The sequence below is a fragment of the Planctopirus limnophila DSM 3776 genome, assembly GCF_000092105.1.
In the GTDB taxonomy this organism is placed as follows: domain Bacteria; phylum Planctomycetota; class Planctomycetia; order Planctomycetales; family Planctomycetaceae; genus Planctopirus; species Planctopirus limnophila.
Genome location: NC_014148.1, coordinates 850,801 through 869,059, shown reverse-complemented (window position 1 = coordinate 869,059; position 18,259 = coordinate 850,801). Strand labels below are relative to the sequence as shown.

The window sequence follows — 18,259 nt, the reverse complement described above, 5'->3', positions numbered from 1 at the left end:
ATCTCTGGAGGCGGTTGTCTCAGCGAGTGCTGGCACAATCGCAGAATACTGCCTTTAACAAGACGCTGTTTATAGTTTGCTACCGACTCAAGGATGGAAAAACATGCTTACGACAACTTGTGTTCATCATCGTTTGGCAGGACGGTTCATTCCGGTGATTTGCCTGGCTGGACTGGGCCTCGCCGGGAGTTTAATGGCAGGTTGTGGAGGAGAGCCAAGCTCTGCGAAACAAACCACAACTTCCGCTACCCCTGCGAAGCCCCATGACGATCACGGGCATGCTCATTCGGCAGAAGGGCCGCATCATGGGCAACTCGTGGAATTAGGTAATGATGAATACCATGCGGAAGTCGTACACGACGACGAGGCGGGAACCGTCACAATCTATCTACTCGATGGAAGTGCAAAAAACAGCGTCCCGATTGAAGCGACCGATGTCATTGTCAATGTGTCACTGGAGGGAAAAGCCGAACAATTTAAACTGCCCGCGACGCCAGATACGAATGATCCAGCAGGAAAATCGTCGAAATTTGTATCACAGGATAAAGTGCTCTGCGAAAAGCTGGATGCGCACGGAGTCTCTGCCAAACTGGTCGTGACGGTCGATGGCAAGCCCTTTAGTGGTAAGCTCGCACACAGCCATGATCATGGGCATGATCATGAAGGTGGTGACCATAGTCATTCGAAGTGATTAAACGATTCGCGATGGTCGCTTTAATACGGATTCCAAAAAATAACTGCGGCGGGTGGCTGGGGTTGAGTCTTCGAACCCCCAGCGATTTTCGGCACGAACTGGGGGTTCGCGAAGTCGCTCAACCCCAGCTACCCCATACCAAAGAGCGCAGTTGAATACGGGAATCGGTATAATTGGTGCGTTTTAGCACCAGCGATATCAACCCAGAAATTCAAATACGACTTGAAGTGGTTGGCTTTCAAGTCGCATTTGATATCGACTCCAGACATCAAGGGCTCACTGATGACGATTTATGGCTTAATCTGCCATTTCGCCTGGGCCCCCTTCTCTGCCGCGAGTTCTAACTGCACTTCGTTCGTTCTTTTCTGCAGATCAATTGCCAGATGGATGACATGATTGCCGGCACCTAACGATTTGCGAACAATCTGCCCTTGAGGTATCGACTCGCCATCAATCCAGATCTCGACCCCTTCGGAATCATTGAGGCTCAAGACCACTTCCCCAGCGGTTGTCACTGTGGCGGTCGTCTTGAGGAACATCACCTGCCGGGCCTTTTCTGCCAGTCGGTCGCGTGTACGGAAGGCGGGCAGGTCAGCCAGTGGCAAGGCTCCATCCACCTGACTGTAGGCAGTCTTCCATTCCAGGCCCTGTCCTTGTCGCAATAACTCGGTATCCGAAGTGCGATACAGCTTCGTCCAGGCCGGATCTGTCGGCACCAGGACTTCCCAGCGCATCGCATACTTTCCGGAAGGGGGAGCATAGGGCCCGATCTTTCCCAGTTGTGAAAGGAAGGTGATCAAGTCGGCCAGTTCCGTTTGAGTCAAACCATCCGCCAGACCAGCCGGCATTAGCGAAGTCCCGGCACTCTGCTCTTCAATCTCTTTGACTGGCACAACAACTTCAACATCGTTGGCATCCCGCAGCACGATCTCACTGGCTGATTTGCGAGTGACAATCCCGCTTTGAACGCGACCATCCGCCAATGCCAGAATCACAGTGTTGTAATTCTCCTTGACCTGCTTATTCGGAGTGACCATCGAGTCGAGCAGATAATCGAGCTGGGCACTGGCACCAATACTCACCAGATCGGGCCCCACAGCTCCTCCGGCACCACCAATCGCGTGGCACTTCATGCAAGCCAGTTCGGCCCGGCGGAAGACTTGCTCGCCTCGGGCGGCATTCCCTTCGGTCGAGACCTTTTTGAGAATGCTCTCCAACTCCTCCGTTGACCAAACCTTCGGGCCGCTTCCCAGATGGCCAGATTCTCGCAATGCCGCTTGAAGCTGAGGTTCTTCCCGGCCCGAGCCTGTGACTGAACGCAACGCGAGCTTGGCGGTATCTTCGCTGAGTTTCACCGTGACCAGACTTTTGGCCAACAGCACGGCACCACCCTTTTCCCGCAGGAATGTCTGCAGCAGTTCACTTACGACATCAGGTGCTGGCCCTTCGGCCAACCAGAGAGCCGCTGCCTGAGACGACGCTTCGCTGGCTGAGACCATCAGCCCGCGAATCGCTGCCAGCCGCACTCCATCGGCCTCATTGACATCCGGAGCATTGGCCACCTTCTCGGAAGGCTTTGAAAGCTGCTCCAGAAGTGTCTGGTTCTCTGCTCCTCCCAATTTCGCGAGCGTCTGAACTGCCGCCACGCGCAGGCTGACATCCCGATTTCGATCACTTGCCAACTGGCGAATTTCGCCCGCTAATTGGGCCTGCTTCCACAACCCGGCCAGTTCCACGGCCACAAACTGCTCACGCAACTCTTTTGACTGAACGAAAGGAGCGATCTTTTCCAGATTTCCAGCAGGCTGAATATCCCGCGACTTCTTTGCTCCCGCGAGAGCTTCCAAAAGTATGGATCGCTGGGTGGCCTGAGTCGTCTGATCGATTGCGGCATTTAAAACGAGGCTTAGTTGAGGAGGGCCACCGAGACTCCCAATAATCTCCATCGTCGAGGCAATCTCAGCTTCAGGGATCTTTCCAGCCTGCAGCCATTGCACAAGCACCGGAATGAGCTGCACAGCTTTGGTCGCCTTGATGCCATACAACCAAGGTTCAATCGAACTCTTTGACGTAGCGGGTGATGTCGCTTGATCTCCGGGAGACCACTTTCCCTGGAGAACAGCCGCATGCCAGACAGGCGCCAGCTCATTGGCCGAAAGCCATACGGCATACTCCAGAAACTCATCCATGGGCTCTGCAGCGACATTCAATACGGCTCGTGCCGCATCGGCCGTTCCTAAGGCGGAAAGTGTCCGCACCACTTCCATTCTCACTTGCGAATGTGGGTCTTTCGCCAGTTGCAGCAATTTGACCATCACTGGCGATTCGGAATTCAAATCCTTCTGCCAATGGCCCAGCACACGCACTGTCGCGGCACGAAGGCGATAGTCGCTGGAATTCAGCAGTACTTCGCAGGTCTTAAAGTCTGGGGCTTCATGGGCGACTCTCACCCACAACGATTCCAGTAGCCAGTCATTCTTTAGGGGATCGTCGGCCGACAGACTGGCTGCGTGCTTTTCCAGCGTAGAGATCACCTCGCTTTGGGGTCTTTCGCGCAAGACGAGTTTGGCCTGCTGGCGGGTAAACTGCTCCGGAGCTGTCAGCAATGCCACGAGTTCTGCAGTCGATAGACTTTGCAGAGCAGGAGTTTTCACCAGTGGACGCCCCTTAGCCGTCACGCGCCAGATGCGGCCATGTGTGTGATCGCGACGGGGATCGCGAAAATCGACTTCACCATGCTGAATGATCGGATTGTACCAGTCGGCAATGTAAATGGCCCCGTCAGGCCCCTGCTTGATATCGATTGGTCGGAAAGCGACGTGATTGGTGCGAACGAGATCGGGCATAGGCTTGGAAACGTACCCTGTCCCTTCCGGTGTCAGTTTAAACCGACAGACGCGATGGCCGCGAAAATCGTTGGTGATCAAGTCACCCTGCCAGTCATCAGGCAGATGCCGACCATCCACCACTTCCAGTCCACAATGTTTGGGGCTTCCGGGATTCAGGCCATGGAGAATTCGCGGGCTGTTCGCCGCCGTCGGATACGAAGCCCCAGGCACCACAAAGTTAATCCCTTCACCACCCGCACCGTCTGTCGCAAACGACTGCCCATATCGATCAAAGTGATGTCCCCAGGTATTCACCCATCCTCGCGCAAAGACTTCGAGTTGTCCCGTCGGAGGACGATACTGCCAGATCCCACCCGCATTCAGCCGCCGCACTCCAAAGGGTGTCTCAATATGGCTGTGAATATAAATCGACTGATTCATATAGAGCAGCCCATCAAACCCCCAGCGGAAGGTATGCAGAATATGGTGGGTATCTTCTGTTCCAAATCCTGACAGGATCACTCGGGATTCATCAGCTTTGCCATCCCCATTGGTATCTTTGAAGTGCACGAGTTCGGTACTGTTGGCCACATAGGAGCCGCCATCTCCGGGGATGACAGCTGTGGGAATCAACAGCCCGTCGGCAAACACTGTTGTCTTGTCGGCCTGACCATCACCGTTCGTATCTTCAAGTACGAGAATCTTATCGTTGGCCACTTTGCCAGGTTCGATCTGCGGATAGATCTCCGATGCCGCCACCCATAACCTTCCCTGAGCATCGAAGTTCATTTGAATTGGCTTGTGGATCAGCGGATCAGCAGCAAACAGATTGATCTCAAACCCGTCGGCCACTTCCAGCGATTTGAGTTCTTCAGCCGGATCAGGAACCGGAATGTTCTTCAGGTCGCGCTGGGCGAACCCTTCATTACCCCAACTCAAGAGAGCGAACATGGCCAGAAGCAGCAGCCGCAGGCTGGGGAACTGATCTCGATGACACGAAGAAGACATAGAAAATCACCCTGTTGAATCAGGAAGTTCATTACATAGAGAGCAGGCCGGGGAAACCAGCCCGTCAGGATTAACGAGGGGCTCAATACAGTTTCAGTAGGCTCTGTATTGAGTACGCTCTATTCGAGAAATCAGTTGGTCGCAGGCGTTATGGCTTTCGCCTGATGACTTTTCAGCCAGGCAGCAATTGCCTTTTCGGCTTCATCGACCAGTGGATCGAACTGGGCAATCTCAACGGCGTTATTCCCCTGTTCATGCTTACGAAAGCCGGTCAGGTAGGTAATGTTCTGTGGCCGCCAGCGATGAAAAAAGAGCGTATTCTTCGCCACGATGGCTTTGCGAAGCTCTTCCTGTTCGGCCTGTGTCAGCTTCAACCCTTTGACAGCCTGGCCCTCTGCATTAACAAATTGAATCTGATCTGCCAGCCGACGGGCCAATCGACGCTCACCTTCCGGTTCCAGATGAATTCCGTTCATCGATTCCAGGGGCGGTTCCCCCTTTACTTCGGCAAATAAATCAATCACCGGAGCCTGCTGCTCGGCTGCCAGCTTGCGGATGGCTTCAACATACAACGCCATGTTCCCATTCTGCGAAGAAGGATCACGGTATTGCCCACGCGAATGAACAAACGCAAATGGCGTTACAAAAACGATTTTTGCCCCTGTGCTGGATGTGAAATCGTGGGCCAGCTTTTTGTACTGGCTGACAAATTTTTCCAGACCAGCCGGCCCGGCCCAGGACTCATTCGCCCCATAGCTGAGCCAGATCGTGGTGGGCTTCAGCTCTTTGGCCAACTCCAGCATTCGCGAATAACCAGCTGCTGGCGGGTCAAAAATCCCCCGGCTCTCCGCCCAAACCGTATCACCACTCCAGCCGAGATTCCTGAGTACAAACGTCTCACCTCCCAGGCGGCTCTGGAGTTCGGCTTCCATGGCACCTGTTCGCACATCCTGCTCGACCCATGTCGGGCCAATCCACACCAGTCGATCAGTGCTGGATAACGTCGCTTGCTGAGGTGAAACAGGTGCTTCCGCAGCCACGGCAATGCTGTCCTGTGCCAGGAACCCTACCATCAATAGGAAAACCATCAATCCTGCAGAAGTGCGCCAAAAATAGATCGGGGCGTTTGGCATGCCAGGTCTCACGGTGGGATCATTGAGGCAGGAAAGTCATTGCGACACACCACCTCAATATATCCACACTCATTGATGGATTCCAGCTTTCCCCAGCAAAGATCGAGGGCAACTCGTCGATGAGTACCGCTCAACAGAACGTCGGGCGAGAGAATCACACGCAGGTTGATCACGTTTTAGACTCACCCAAAGCTCGACAGACAGGAGCAGTGGGGAACACGAGCAAGCATCGATCGCCGGAAGCATTTGGCGAGACGCATAAAAGAAAATGGCTAGGGCCGGGATCGAACCGGCGACACCAGGATTTTCAGTCCTGTGCTCTACCAACTGAGCTACCTAGCCATGCAAAACCAAGCATCAAATCTGGCGCTTGCGTACTACGGGGATGAGTATAGGGAAGAGGAATGTGCGCTGCAAGTTGACGGACGAAGATCACTTCAACCGGGAAAAGCGGCTCTTGCCAGCTGCGGTTTAAGACAGATCTTCACTTTCAGTTGATGGGAAACTGAAATTTACGCCCCATGATCCGGAGGGGTGGGTCGGTCATCTTCGAGAATTGGTGGAGAAACTTTTTCCTGATTGCCAGGCGATGAGCCACTGGAAAGTTCCTGATTCGCAGAACTTTTCTGAGCACCAGGGGGCAACACAGGAGGAGATTTATTGATAAACCAGTATTCTGGAATCCGATGCTGCTGAGGAAGTGGACGACGGTTCAACCGCTTCAGCCGCCGAGCCCCGACAAGCGTTAACAGGATCAGCATCCCACCGGCTATCAGAATTCCAGCCAGCGCGACCAACCCGGCCCACGCCTTCGCTCGCAACTGCTTTCGCTTAACGTCATCTGCTAATAAACGGGATCTCGCCGCCTCCCCGTTATCACGAGCCTCTTGGGTGTCACCAGTCTCTCCACCCGCCTGGTTCACGGCAGATTTTACACCATTCTCTGATGGGAGAAGTGATTCTGCCGGTTCGACGAGTTCTATGGGTTGTTCAGACGCCCGTTGGACTGGATCGACGGTAGATTGTTCTGCACCAGGGGCAGCCGGCAGTGGATGAGAACCCAATAACAGCAGCACAGCAAGAAGCCACCAACTTCTTTGCCCATCAGTTTTAGTCGCTGGCGCAGCATTTATATCGACAGACGCTGGTCCGGGAATTGGACGTTTCCAGAGACCATCCACAGCTCTGTTCATATCCAGATTCCGTCACGGGGAGCGGCCTGACCGACGAGCTTCAATTTTTCGTAAAGTTCTCTCTCTTCAGCAGTTAATGACTTAGGAACCACGATCTTGATCACGACAAACTGGTCGCCAGCCGTCGCCGTTTTCGTCGCTGCCACCCCTTTTCCCCGGACTCGTAAACGTGCACCAGAAGATGTGCCGGGCGGGATGGTCAGAGTAATCATGCCATCAGCCAATGTGGGGACATCGGCCTTACAACCGAGCGCTGCTTCAGCCGGCGTCAGTGGAAGATCGACGAGAATATCCCGGTTTTCACGACGGAAAAATTTGTGGGGCGCGACAAAGACATCCAGCAGCACGTCACCCTGATTCTCCGGGCCCATTCCTCCCAGACGAATCTTCTTGCCAGTCTCAATCCCTGCCGGAACTGAGACCGAGACGTTTTCTCCACCATTTAAATGCGAAAGATGGACATCGATCTTTCCGCCAAGAATGGCCTTTTCAAAGGGAACGGTCACAGACATTTCAATATCGCGCGGTGCAGATCTTCGAGTCCTGCCACCTTCCCCACGACCTGCTCTGGCGCCGCCACCAAAACCACCAAAGCCAAAGCCACCGAGAAGTTCTTCCAGATCAACTGCCGATGCACCACCGGCTCCACCTCCGCCAAAAGGTGAACGACCGTAGGGGTTTGCGCCGCCTTCGCCATTGGAGGCTTTGTAGAAATCGTGCCCTAACTGATCGTACTTGCGACGCTTCTCTTCGTCTCCAATGACGTCGTAGGCTTCCTGGATCTCTTTGAACTTCTGGGCAGCCGCAGCATCCCCCGGACGGGCATCGGGATGGTACTCGCGAGCCAGCTTGCGATAGGTCTTGCGAATCTCATCAGCCGTTGCAGTTTTTGTTACACCAAGTGCTGAATAGTAATCCTGAGCAGGCATGTAGACTTTCCGGGTCCCGAGAAGAACACATTTTTGACAGATTATACGATGATTCGCTTCCGATTGTGGAGTCAGAACTTAAGTTGGCCGGTCCGCTGACGACAAATCGGCAAGCTGCTCGATCGCCCCACTGCGGAACGTGACTTGCTGACATCTCTTGCGGACATGACGTTTGCCAAGGAAGGAGCATATTCCAGCGGTACGAGACCTTGGGTCGAAGATCCCTGTTTGATGGCACCCATTTCGAAAAGGCGGTCGATGGTCAGCAGGCCATCGTATCGCTCATTGATATCGCCAGTTTGACTCGACCGCAGACCGCTGAATAGGCCCAGGCTTCAGGGAGCAGTTGTTTTCATAGGACGTCTGCTGAAGGATTCGAACATTTCGAACAACGATTGAAATCGTTGCTCGAAATATTGAGTCTCATCAGGCAGATTTCCCAAGAATCAATGAGCTGCTGTCCGTTTGTGACGGTTCTTACAAAGAGCGAAAATTGGCAAGAGGAATCCAGTTTGACCTGTGCACGGGGCGACCTATAGTCGTTTTGTACGGACAACAGAAGTTTCATTAAAGAAACATTGCTGTTGCCCACTTCCACTCGTCACGCTGTCTGAAGAAGGTTTTGCCACGCGGGTAGCGCAAAGCCTTCTCCGATTGCCGACGTTCTTGTTCGATCCTTGAGGGGGGCTTCAAGGTGCATCCACCATTTGGACTGCGCTCAAATTCCGTTTGGACTTATCTCGCATTTCTGGCATTGGGCTGGTCCGTGGCATTCGCCCCGACGGCTCAAGCAACAGAAAGCGAACCAGCCACTGAGAAAGCCGCCATCGAGCGCGCGGCTGATTTCGAAAGAAGTCGACAGTGGGTGGACGCCATCGGCCTGTACGAGAAGGCCCTCAAACAGTGGCCAGAAAATCCCCAGCTCAAATACGGCCTCAGACGAACTCGCATTCAGTTCTCGGTCGATCGTCGCTATGCCGACAAAAGCTATACCGACGGACTGACCGCCTCATCACTCGACGAATCGCTAGTCTTCCTCGATGACGCACTGCTCAAAGTTCGCAAATACTATGTTGATACGATTAGCCCCACTGCATTTATCGCCCACGGCACAGAGAGTCTTTACGTCGCTCTCACCAACGAAAAATTTCTCGCGAAGAATGTCTCCTCCGCCTCGCAAAGATCCATTGGTGCCTTCCGTGCCATGCTTCGTGATCGCTACTGGAATCGTCCTTGTAGCAGCATGGAAGAAGCCCGCATGGTTGTGACCGAAGTCGCACGCTCTGCCTATTCCGAACTGCGAATCGCGCCCGGTGCGATTGTCATGGAGTATGTCTTCGGTGGCTGCAATGCCCTTGATGAATACAGCAGCTTCCTGACACCTGGCCGCCTGGATGATCTCTACAGCAATATCGAAGGTGAATTCGTCGGGATCGGCATTGAAATGAAGGCCGAAGCTGGTAAAGGGATGCTGTTGATCAACGTCCTCAGCGAGAGTCCAGCCGAAGAAGGTGGTGCTGCCCCGGGCGACTACATCGTCGCGATTGATGGGATCAACTGCCTCAATATGAGTACTGAAGAAGCAGCCCAGCATCTGCAGGGAACTCCCGATAGCCGTGTGCGTCTCGATCTGAAAAATCCACGCACAGAACAGATCCGCCAGACCGAGCTGAGCCGCCGGGCCGTTAAGGTGAAGAGCATCCCCATTGTGCGAATTGTCGATCCTGCGAACGGGATTGGCTACATCAAGATGACTGGCTTCCAGAAGAACTCAGCCGCTGAACTCGATGCGGCACTGAAAGATCTCCGCAGCCAGGGAATGCAGGCGCTCATCTGGGATTTGCGAGGCAACCCGGGTGGTCTCCTGACAGCGGCTGTCGAAGTTCTCGACCGCTTCCTTGATGACGGTATGATTGTTTCCACCAAAGGTCGCACACAGGATCAAAACTGGAGCTACACCGCCACTCGCGGTAATGATTGGAATGTTCCACTCGTCATTCTTGTCGACGGCGATAGTGCGAGTGCCAGCGAAATTGTCGCCGGTGCCATTCACGACCATGGCCGCGGTGTGCTGGTCGGCCGCAAAACCTATGGCAAGTGGAGCGTCCAAAGCATTCTTCCCGGTCGAGCTTCGACAGGTCTTCGGCTCACAACGGCCAAGTTCTACTCGCCCAATGGCAACACTTACGGAAAAATTGGTGTTGAACCCGATGTCCAAGTGCCAGCAAGTTCAGAACAGTTAACCGCCTATCGCGGCCTGCGAAATGAAAATCCCGAAGACGATCAGGATCTCGCGGCAGGGATGAACTCCCTACGCAGGCAACTCGCCCGCAGGTAAACTGGCAACTTCCAGTTCCTCTCCAAACAGCGAATTCTAAGAACGCCCGATCCTCACCAGCAGGATCGGGCGTTTGCTGTTTTTCATGATGTTCAATGATCTCACTCAGCTGAATCGAGATCACATTTTCCGGCAAATCTGGAAAATCCTGGAAAATTCTGGCACAGATGATTCCTGCTTCTCGCATGTCATAGCGTCAGGAAAGCGCAGAGTTGCATCAGTCGATTGAGCATTCACGAATCGCCGGGAGAGAACATGAGAAAAAAGTCAAACAGCAGATTCCGTGGGTTGATGGCCGGCCTGTGGTTGATGGCCGTCGTGGGTCTTGTCGGCATCACCAGTACGCTACAAGCTGCTCAGGGAACGCCCTCTCTGGCAGAAGGCAAACGCTTGGTCACATCGAAGGCGGCGGCCGATCAGCAGCAGGCCTTCGAGATCTTCCAATCGCTCAGCAGAAAAGGGAACATCGAAGCTCATATCGAATTGGGACTCTGTTATCTCGATGGGATTGGTGTTTCCAAAGATGACTCGAAAGCCTTTGAACTCTTCAAGAAAGCTGCCGATGCCAAAGACGGCAGGGCGCTCTCCTTGTTGGGGAATATGTACCACTTTGGCCGTGGCGTTAAAGCCGAATCGACCAAAGCGTTTGACCTCTATCGCCAGTCGGCAGCCACAGGCAATCTGACGGGTCAAACCAACCTGGCCCGCTGCTATCTGGAAGGCAAAGGAGTCACAAAAAACTGGGCCAAAGGCGAAGAACTGCTCCGGGAAGCAGCAGCCAAAAATCACGCCGACGCCATGGTCACATTAGCTGCGGTATTGATTGACAGCCGCTCGAAAAAGGTGGATGCAGCCGAATCATTTCGCTGGATGAAACAAGCTGCTGAACTTCAAGATCCCGAAGCGATGACTTTGCTCGGCCATATGTATCGCGAAGGTGTCGGGACATCTGCCAATCCATCGTCAGCCGTTGAATGGTATCGAAAAGCCGCAGCTGCGAATGATACGAATGGCATGGTGGGACTGGCCGATTGCTACTTGCTGGGATCAGGTGTGGCCAAGAATGTGCAGACCTGTCAGACGCATTACCGCACAGCGGCAGATCGCGGCAACGCCCTGGCCATGAAGCGACTAGGCGATCTCTACCTGAATAACCAGGCACTCCCTCGTGATCTTCCGAAAGCGATCGAGTGGTACGAGAAGGCCGCCAAACTGGGGCAGCCCGATGCCCTCAATACGATGGGAGTCCTGTATGTCACTGGGACTGGCGTTACCCTCGATGAAAAGAAGGCTCTTGAATACTTCCTCCAGAGTGCCAATGCCGGTAATCCGTTAGCGATGCTCCATGCCGCCAAGTTTTTTGCGATGGGCCGGGGTGGAGTGAAGCAGAACTTCAAGACCTATGCCGCCTGGGTTCGCAAATCCGCCGATCTGGGCTACCCCGAAGGAATGTACGAATACGGCTTATGCTTTGCCTATGGCGATGGCGTCAAACGAAACGACAAGACAGCCGCACTCTGGATTCGTAAAGCGGCTGACGCCGGGTATGCACAGGCAAAAAAGGATCTCCCAGCAGCCGAGGCCGGTAATCTGGCCGAGATGCAAATGATCGGTCAGTTCGCTGAGCAGATGGGAAAAGTCATGAATGCTCTGGATGAAATTTCCAAAAGCATGCCCAGTTCCAATCAACCTGCCTGGGAAGGTTTTGGTGGTGGCTTGAGCGAAGGAACGAAAGAGGCCATTCGAGAAAACCGAGCCTGGAACGACGACATTCGCCGGATGAATGGCAATTGAATCAAGTTGTTCGATTCAGCCACTCAGCAAGACTCGATGGATTTAACTCAGATGCTCAATGAGTCTTGCTCAATCTGCGGACGACTAGAGTTTCTTTTGCTTGGAACGCTCAATCTGCAATTCGAGGATACCAATCAGAAACGAGCCAAACATGGTCTGGGTGCCCAGTACGAGCAACGTTCCCGAGAGAATCCACAATGCCGGTTGAGACACAGTTCCCGAGCGAAACCATTCGCTGACGACAGGGATTGTCAGACCGAGTCCGATCAGTGAAATCACGCCACCACTGATCAATCCTCGCTCCACCGAAAACGTTCTCAACAGCCAATCCATACGCGGACTGGCAAACACCGGATCGACCCGATGAGCCTGCAGACGGGCAATCAAACCGAGGAAGAAAATCTGTGCTCCGGCAACCGCCATGAAGGCCGCCATAATCAGAAAGTTCGGGCCGAAAATGGTCTCGTAGGTTCCATAACCAGCTAACAAAGCCACAGGGGCAGCCAACAGTCCCAGAGCGATCATCACCACTGCAGGCAATAGGAACAGGAACGAAGGCGAGTACATCAGAATCAGCTTGAGATGTCGCCAGCCATCTCGAAAACTTCGCAGATGAGGTGGTCGATCTCGCCCATCGGGCGAGAGCACAATCGGTATCTCACGGATTTTCAGTCGAGCCTTGCTGGCCTTGATGACCATCTCACTGGCAAACTCCATCCCCGGCATATGACAGCCCAGCGACTGGTAAGCCTCTTTACGAAAACCTCTCATTCCGCAGTGACAGTCACCCACTCCCGTGCGAAAGAGCAGATTCAAAAAGCCACTCAGCACCGGGTTGCCAAAATAGCGATGAAGTGGTGGCATCGCCCCAGGCTTGATTTCACCTTTGAGACGATTGCCCATCACCAGATCGGCACCGCCACGAAGTTCCTCGATGTACCGCTCCAGATCGGTGAAATCATAGCTGTCGTCGCAGTCACCCATAATGATGAATTTGCCGCGGGCTTCTTCAAATCCCTTCTGGAGAGCGCTGCCGTATCCTTTCTGCGACTGATGCACCACTCGCGCACCAGCCTCGGTCGCCAGTTCAACGCTCTTGTCCGTTGATCCATTGTCGGCAATCACCACTTCGCCCATGACACCCAGTCGGCTCATGGTCTGGAGGGCCTTTTCAACGCAAACCACAACTGTCCGCTCTTCATTCAGACAGGGCATCACCACGGAAACTTCAATCGCTGGCAAAGCATACTCACCAGAAAAGTCGGCAATCGTCACGCCGTCGTCAATCGTTTCAGGAAGCAACCGGGAAGAAATCATTTCGCGCACCATGATTCGAGAAGCCAAGCGATCATCGAGGTGCTGAGATCTTTCTGTCCTTTCGCGAATCACCGGTGAAGTCACTGTGAATTTCGGTTCACAAAGGACGACTTTTGCCAGTTAGCAGCCAATTCTTCTGACGGATAGACTGCGGGTGCTAATCACAGGACTCACAGTCAACAGCTTCTCAGCGAATGGGCTACTCTTTGAAAATTCTTCAACGGCAAAGCGACTCGAAAAGTTGTTCGTATTTTGAAACTGTCTCGTTCCAATCCCATAGGCCGCGAGCATAATTGGCAATCTGCCGCCTCCGAGAATCATCCAGAGGTGACTGCGCTTCCAGTCGCTGAAGAACTGCTTTTAAGGATTCGGCTCGAGGATCACAGGTACTGAGTTCGGGAAGATCACCACTCACACCCGATGCCGTTTCATGTGTGATCAAACAAGGCGTACCACTCGCCATCGCCTCCTGCACAACCAGCGGGAAGCCCTCACCAATCGAAGGCAAGACTAGCTGATCTGCCAATTGATAAAGCTCGACCAGTGCGTCAGGCTTTTGCCAGGGCAGCACCTTTAATCGTGGCGGCTTCTCAGATTCATGCCATTTCTCCGGGCTGAGCGGCCCCTGACCCACAAAACACCACTGGATGTTGGCAAAGTGCTGGCAGACTCTCTGTAAAAGTCTGAGCCCCTTCTTCTCGACAAACCTGCCGACAAACAGCCAGACGGGGGCGTCTGTCGAGAATCCCCATTTTTTTCGCAGTTCCTCACGACGGATCTGCTCTGCCGGAGTAAAGATCGTCAGATCTACGCCATTGGGGATTAACACCGGTTCGCGAGAATAAGGGAATCGCCCGTCAAAATGTCGTCTTGTTCGTTCGGAAATGAACACGGTCTGATCACACAAACCCAGGGTGGATGGAGCCAGCCGGCGGTCAGCCATGGCCATGGCCCATCTCAACAATGGATTACGATAAGGGACGGTCCCCACATGTTGTGTGATCACAACCGGACGGCCTAGTTGAATGGCCATCGAGAAGGCTTTTCGATTGCCCGAGTACCAGAAGTCATGGATGTGAACCAGATCCACATCGATCACTCCTTGCCTTAACTTTTGCAGGCTCCTGGAATCCCAGATAGGAAAAGGTGCGCCAGTCCATTCTTCAAGATGATTGCTGCCACTCATTTCGAGAGATGTCACAGCCCCGGCAGGTTTCGACTGAGTACGGGAAGGTGCTGTCGCTGCCCACACACATGCATGCCCCCGTGAGGCTAACCGCTCGGTGATCTGCTTCGCCACCGACTCAATGCCTCCGCCATGTTCAGCAAAGTAATGAGTGACCGTGAGAATCTTCAAAATGAAACCTCAAACAGATGTTGGCAGCCAGGCAAGATCCATCGATCGCCAATTCCGACAGACAATGGCACTCAACGGGGATGACTCACGGTGATATAGACGCAGGCATGGTTCTGGATCAGCGCCGGCGGAGTGATCCCATCTTCCAGGCACATGCGCACATTCATCAACAAAGCCATCAAAGAAGCCAGCAGATTTCCCACCAGCGGAATTTTCTGACAAACCATCCGGTAGCCCAGTAACCGCACTTGTGTGGTCCATGCTAAAGGGCCTACCAGCCCTTCAATCTTGTCCACAACCAGGCCCCGGGTACTAAGTTCTTCCGGCAATCCATCGACTGTCCATCGCCGGAAGTCTGTCGGATGTGGATGATACAGCCAGGTGCCATGCGTCGATAAAATCAGCTTGCCATCAGGCTTAAGGACTCGCCTGACCTCACTCAAATACCAGTCCAGATCCCAGACGTGCTCCAGGACCTGAAAGGATACGACAAAATCGATCGACTGATCTGCGATCGGCAATGGTTTGCCAGACTCAATCGGAATCTCGGCCCCATCACCCAGATCCGCAGCCAGGTACTTCGCGATGCCACTCGCTTGAAACAAAGTCCGATAAGGGGCATCACCACAACCAAAGTCGAGGACTGTGGCGTTTTTCAATGGCTGGTGATGTTCCTCAACAATTTTCACCACTGCCTGCGCGAGTGCCTTGAGCACATGCCGCTGATGATTGAACCACGAGGGATGGAGACGACCACTTTGATCAGGATCCACAGTCGCTCCTTCTCCAGACACTGACAAACTGCAGATGATTCGTACAACTTCCCAGCCAACCTTCATGGACAGGTGCCGGCCAGATCCGGCGCTCTTCCTGAAAGCCTGCTCTTTCCAGGAGACTCCACCATTCCCAGCCCTTCATGTAGCGATATCGGGAAGGAATGCCAAAACGCCGGTTACCCAACTCATCGAGCAGGCAGAGAGTCCAGTAACCGGCACTGGTGGTGTAAGTGTGATCCTTGATAACCAACCACTCTCGCGTTACCCGCGACAGTTCCTCTAATGACTTCATCGGATCAGGACAATGATGAAGCACATCGACGGCATAACTGAGATCAAATTGACGATCATCAGCAGGAATCCGCACTCCATCATAGGCGGTAACAGGATGCAAAAGCTGTGGCTGAATCTGCACATCAATCGCCGTCACCTGTGCACACAACCCTCTTTGCAGCAGATGACTGGCGAACCATCCATCCCCGGCACCAAAGTCCAGGGCTTTAACCTGGCGGACGGGCCAGCATTCCTCAAACAACGAAAATACCCGTTCGCGGTAGTTCGTCGGTCGATGGTCAACTACCGGCGGTGCTTCCACATCGGGCAGAACCCCCTGAGTTGCAACATCTTGCGAAGCGATTTGTTTGAGGCTGTCAGTCATTTCAGGCTTTACCAGGGATGGTTTGTCATTCGTCACGGAAGTTCAGCATATTGCTTCACAACCATAGGCCATATCCACTGAGACCCGCATCACCACCAGAGTTCTTCATTAGAAATCCTCTCGTTGTTCGGTCAGATCAGTCTCAATCAAACGTCGAAACCAGTGTGAATAAAACATGAAACTTTGAACAATTCGCTCATGAGTCACATCGGCCAACCGTGCAGGCCGACTCTCGACAGGTTAGAACACATGAGCTTTTCCTCCTGACACACTAAAGATCTTCCGAGATGCCCCAGCGACCATCAGCATCTAGCCGATCATCCGTTCTACCGGCCGAGGAACTGGCGATTGGAAGTCAAAAGCCCATTCATCAAGCACCGCTTGAGCCCGCTCTATTGAGTTTCTGCAACTCTTGGTGGCTGGCAGTTTTCCTTCTTCTGACAGCCGTGGCAGTGGCCTATGCCAACATTGGCTCCGCAGATTTCGTCTTTGATGGCCGGCTTTTTATTCTCTCCTACAAGCCCGTTCGCGCTCTCTGGCCTCCAGAATACCTCTGGTCGTCAACGCGCCCCGTTGTCTTTTTCACCTTTGCCCTCAATTATGCACTCAGTGGAGAACAGATCTGGAGCTATCAGGCCGTCAACCTGTGCATTCATCTTATCAATACGCTCCTCGTCTATGTTCTCACTCGACTCGTGATTGAACGAAGTCCTCATTCCGATCCGCGCATGATTTCGGATAGCTGGTGCATTGCTCTTTGCACGGCCGCTCTCTGGGCTCTTCATCCCTTGCAGACACAAGGCGTCACCTACACCTACCAGAGGCTCGAATCACTCACCTCTTTATGGTACCTGGCATCGCTGGTGGGGTTTGTATTGGCCGTCACTTCCCGGAAGAAAATCTTGATTCTGGGAACAATTCTCTGCCTGCTGCTGGGGATGGCCTCGAAGGAACTGATGGCGACAGCACCTCTGCTGATTCTCTGGCTCGACCGCGTCTTCTTTTCAAAGTCGGTTCGCGAACTCGTAATAACTCGCTGGAAACTTCATCTCTGCATCTGGTCCACACTGATTTTCCTCTTCGGAATCATGTGGGCTCATCGCGAAAACTACGATGATGGCGGAATTGGAGTCATCCAGAAGGGAACCCCCTGGCAATATCTGATTACTCAACCCAGCGTGATATTCCAATACCTCAAACTTCTGTTTTGGCCCGATGGTCAGGCGTTAGACCCCTGCTGGCCCTGGCGAATGTCACTTTCCGAAGCCTGGCCGGAAGTTTTACCATTTGCACTCGGACTCTGCCTGATTGTTTTCTTAATGGTTCGATTCCCCAGAACTGGCTTTCTTGCCGGGGGATGGCTCCTCGTGCTGGCTCCTACATCCAGCATTGTGCCGATTGCTGATGCCTATTTCGAGCATCGCATGTATTTGCCAATCGCCTTCCTGGCCGCAGGGTTTGTCCTGGCGATCTATCAGCTCGCTCGACTGGCCACAGACAAACTGAAGCTGCCTCAACAGTCACCAGCAGGGATCAGCTTACTTGTCTGCCTGCCGATTGCTGTGGCCCTGGGCTGTGTGACCTATTCACGGAACGCGGTCTACACGTCGGAAGAGGCCGCCTTTATGGATACGATTCAAAAGTATCCCGATGCTGCCAGGCCGCGATCTTCACTCGTTCGCAATTATCTGGCAGACAACCGTCTCGAAAAAGCGGCTACGCATGCGGCTTATCTCGTCAGAAACTATTCACGGAGTGCCGAATCTTATGCCGACTTCGGACTCGTGCTTCTCGCAATGAAAATCCCCGAAGATGCGGCTGTAATGTTTCGCAAAGCCCACGAACTTGATCCCAAAAACAGCCTGCATCTGCTGAATCTGGGCGATGCACTCGTCGAAGTCAATCCTCAGGAGGCTGTGGTCGCTCTCCAGAAATCGGCAGCTCTCAAGCGAGATCATGTCGATACTTGGTACAACCTCGGAAGAGCGTATGTCCGTTTGAATGATCTCCCCAAGGCGGAGGCAGCCTTGAGGGAAGGATTAACAATTCCCGGCCCGAACTTCGCCACCCGCGAGCTTCTCGCCGATATCCTCCTCGCCACCGACCGGCGCGAGGAGGCGATCGACATTTTGAACTCACTTCTCAAAGACAAGCCTGAGAGTCGCGAAGTTCTCCAGAAGCTCCAGCACGCTACCACCAACCCTTGAGCTGAGTGAAGTTTACGATTCTCACGC

The 18,259-nt window shown here is 53.5% G+C and carries 12 protein-coding genes and 1 tRNA gene; 4 read left to right on the top strand and 9 right to left on the bottom strand.

Features of this window, described 5'->3' with window-relative positions; genetic code table 11:
* Window positions 1-103: 103 nt before the first annotated feature.
* A complete protein-coding gene (locus PLIM_RS03565) occupies window positions 104-691 on the top strand; it encodes a hypothetical protein (RefSeq protein WP_013108946.1) in 588 nt (195 codons plus the stop codon).
* 293 nt (window positions 692-984) lie between these two features.
* Here the strand turns inward: PLIM_RS03565 and PLIM_RS03560 are convergent, their stop codons facing one another.
* The 5 genes from PLIM_RS03560 to PLIM_RS03540 form a co-directional block, all read right to left on the bottom strand.
* Window positions 985-4,530 carry a PVC-type heme-binding CxxCH protein gene (locus PLIM_RS03560; protein WP_013108944.1) on the bottom strand — a complete coding sequence of 1,182 codons (3,546 nt, stop codon included), beginning with the start codon at window positions 4,528-4,530 and terminating at the stop codon, window positions 985-987.
* A 131-nt stretch (window positions 4,531-4,661) separates the two neighbouring features.
* Window positions 4,662-5,663 carry a GDSL-type esterase/lipase family protein gene (locus PLIM_RS03555; protein ID WP_013108943.1) on the bottom strand — a complete coding sequence of 334 codons (1,002 nt, stop codon included), beginning with the start codon at window positions 5,661-5,663 and terminating at the stop codon, window positions 4,662-4,664.
* Window positions 5,664-5,932: 269 nt separating this feature from the next.
* Window positions 5,933-6,005: transfer RNA gene (locus PLIM_RS03550), tRNA-Phe, on the bottom strand.
* 170 nt (window positions 6,006-6,175) lie between these two features.
* Entirely contained in the window at window positions 6,176-6,856 is a 681-nt protein-coding gene (locus tag PLIM_RS03545; RefSeq protein WP_013108942.1) for a hypothetical protein, read from the bottom strand.
* Window positions 6,853-7,785, bottom strand: a complete 933-nt coding sequence (locus PLIM_RS03540) for a DnaJ C-terminal domain-containing protein (protein WP_013108941.1) — start codon at window positions 7,783-7,785, stop codon at window positions 6,853-6,855. Before PLIM_RS03540 ends, PLIM_RS03545 begins: the two co-directional genes overlap by 4 nt.
* 694 nt (window positions 7,786-8,479) lie before the next feature.
* On the opposite strand from PLIM_RS03540, the gene PLIM_RS03535 reads away from it, so the two are divergent.
* Both PLIM_RS03535 and PLIM_RS03530 read left to right on the top strand, forming a co-directional pair.
* Window positions 8,480-10,123: a S41 family peptidase gene (locus PLIM_RS03535; RefSeq protein WP_013108940.1), complete on the top strand. Its 1,644-nt coding sequence runs from the start codon at window positions 8,480-8,482 to the stop codon at window positions 10,121-10,123.
* Between the two features lie 255 nt (window positions 10,124-10,378).
* A complete protein-coding gene (locus PLIM_RS03530; protein ID WP_013108939.1) occupies window positions 10,379-11,917 on the top strand; it encodes an SEL1-like repeat protein in 1,539 nt (512 codons plus the stop codon).
* An 84-nt stretch (window positions 11,918-12,001) separates the two neighbouring features.
* Here PLIM_RS03530 and PLIM_RS03525 read toward each other — a convergent pair whose 3' ends face one another.
* The 4 genes from PLIM_RS03525 to PLIM_RS22345 all read right to left on the bottom strand — a co-directional run bounded on the left by PLIM_RS03525 (window position 12,002) and on the right by PLIM_RS22345 (window position 16,025).
* Entirely contained in the window at window positions 12,002-13,261 is a 1,260-nt protein-coding gene (locus PLIM_RS03525) for a glycosyltransferase family 2 protein (protein ID WP_148226960.1), read from the bottom strand.
* 190 nt (window positions 13,262-13,451) lie between these two features.
* Entirely contained in the window at window positions 13,452-14,591 is a 1,140-nt protein-coding gene (locus PLIM_RS03520; RefSeq protein WP_013108937.1) for a glycosyltransferase family 4 protein, read from the bottom strand.
* 71 nt (window positions 14,592-14,662) lie between these two features.
* Entirely contained in the window at window positions 14,663-15,364 is a 702-nt protein-coding gene (locus PLIM_RS22350) for a class I SAM-dependent methyltransferase (protein ID WP_013108936.1), read from the bottom strand.
* Complete coding sequence (locus tag PLIM_RS22345; RefSeq protein WP_013108935.1) at window positions 15,354-16,025, bottom strand: class I SAM-dependent methyltransferase; 672 nt, start codon at window positions 16,023-16,025, stop codon at window positions 15,354-15,356. Before PLIM_RS22345 ends, PLIM_RS22350 begins: the two co-directional genes overlap by 11 nt.
* A 287-nt stretch (window positions 16,026-16,312) precedes the next feature.
* Here PLIM_RS22345 and PLIM_RS03505 point away from each other — a divergent pair, with 287 nt between their 5' ends.
* Window positions 16,313-18,232 carry a tetratricopeptide repeat protein gene (locus PLIM_RS03505; protein WP_013108934.1) on the top strand — a complete coding sequence of 640 codons (1,920 nt, stop codon included), beginning with the start codon at window positions 16,313-16,315 and terminating at the stop codon, window positions 18,230-18,232.
* Window positions 18,233-18,259: the final 27 nt, after the last annotated feature.

What these genes read in the sequence shown, in the direction of transcription:
- PLIM_RS03565 (WP_013108946.1), top strand. Translation starts at nt 104, where the DNA reads ATGCTTACGACAACTTGTGTTCATCATCGTTTGGCAGGACGGTTCATT.
- PLIM_RS03560 (WP_013108944.1), bottom strand. Translation starts at nt 4,530, where the DNA reads ATGTCTTCTTCGTGTCATCGAGATCAGTTCCCCAGCCTGCGGCTGCTG.
- PLIM_RS03555 (WP_013108943.1), bottom strand. Translation starts at nt 5,663, where the DNA reads ATGCCAAACGCCCCGATCTATTTTTGGCGCACTTCTGCAGGATTGATG.
- PLIM_RS03545 (WP_013108942.1), bottom strand. Translation starts at nt 6,856, where the DNA reads ATGAACAGAGCTGTGGATGGTCTCTGGAAACGTCCAATTCCCGGACCA.
- PLIM_RS03540 (WP_013108941.1), bottom strand. Translation starts at nt 7,785, where the DNA reads ATGCCTGCTCAGGATTACTATTCAGCACTTGGTGTAACAAAAACTGCA.
- PLIM_RS03530 (WP_013108939.1), top strand. Translation starts at nt 10,379, where the DNA reads ATGAGAAAAAAGTCAAACAGCAGATTCCGTGGGTTGATGGCCGGCCTG.
- PLIM_RS22345 (WP_013108935.1), bottom strand. Translation starts at nt 16,025, where the DNA reads ATGACTGACAGCCTCAAACAAATCGCTTCGCAAGATGTTGCAACTCAG.
- PLIM_RS03505 (WP_013108934.1), top strand. Translation starts at nt 16,313, where the DNA reads ATGCCCCAGCGACCATCAGCATCTAGCCGATCATCCGTTCTACCGGCC.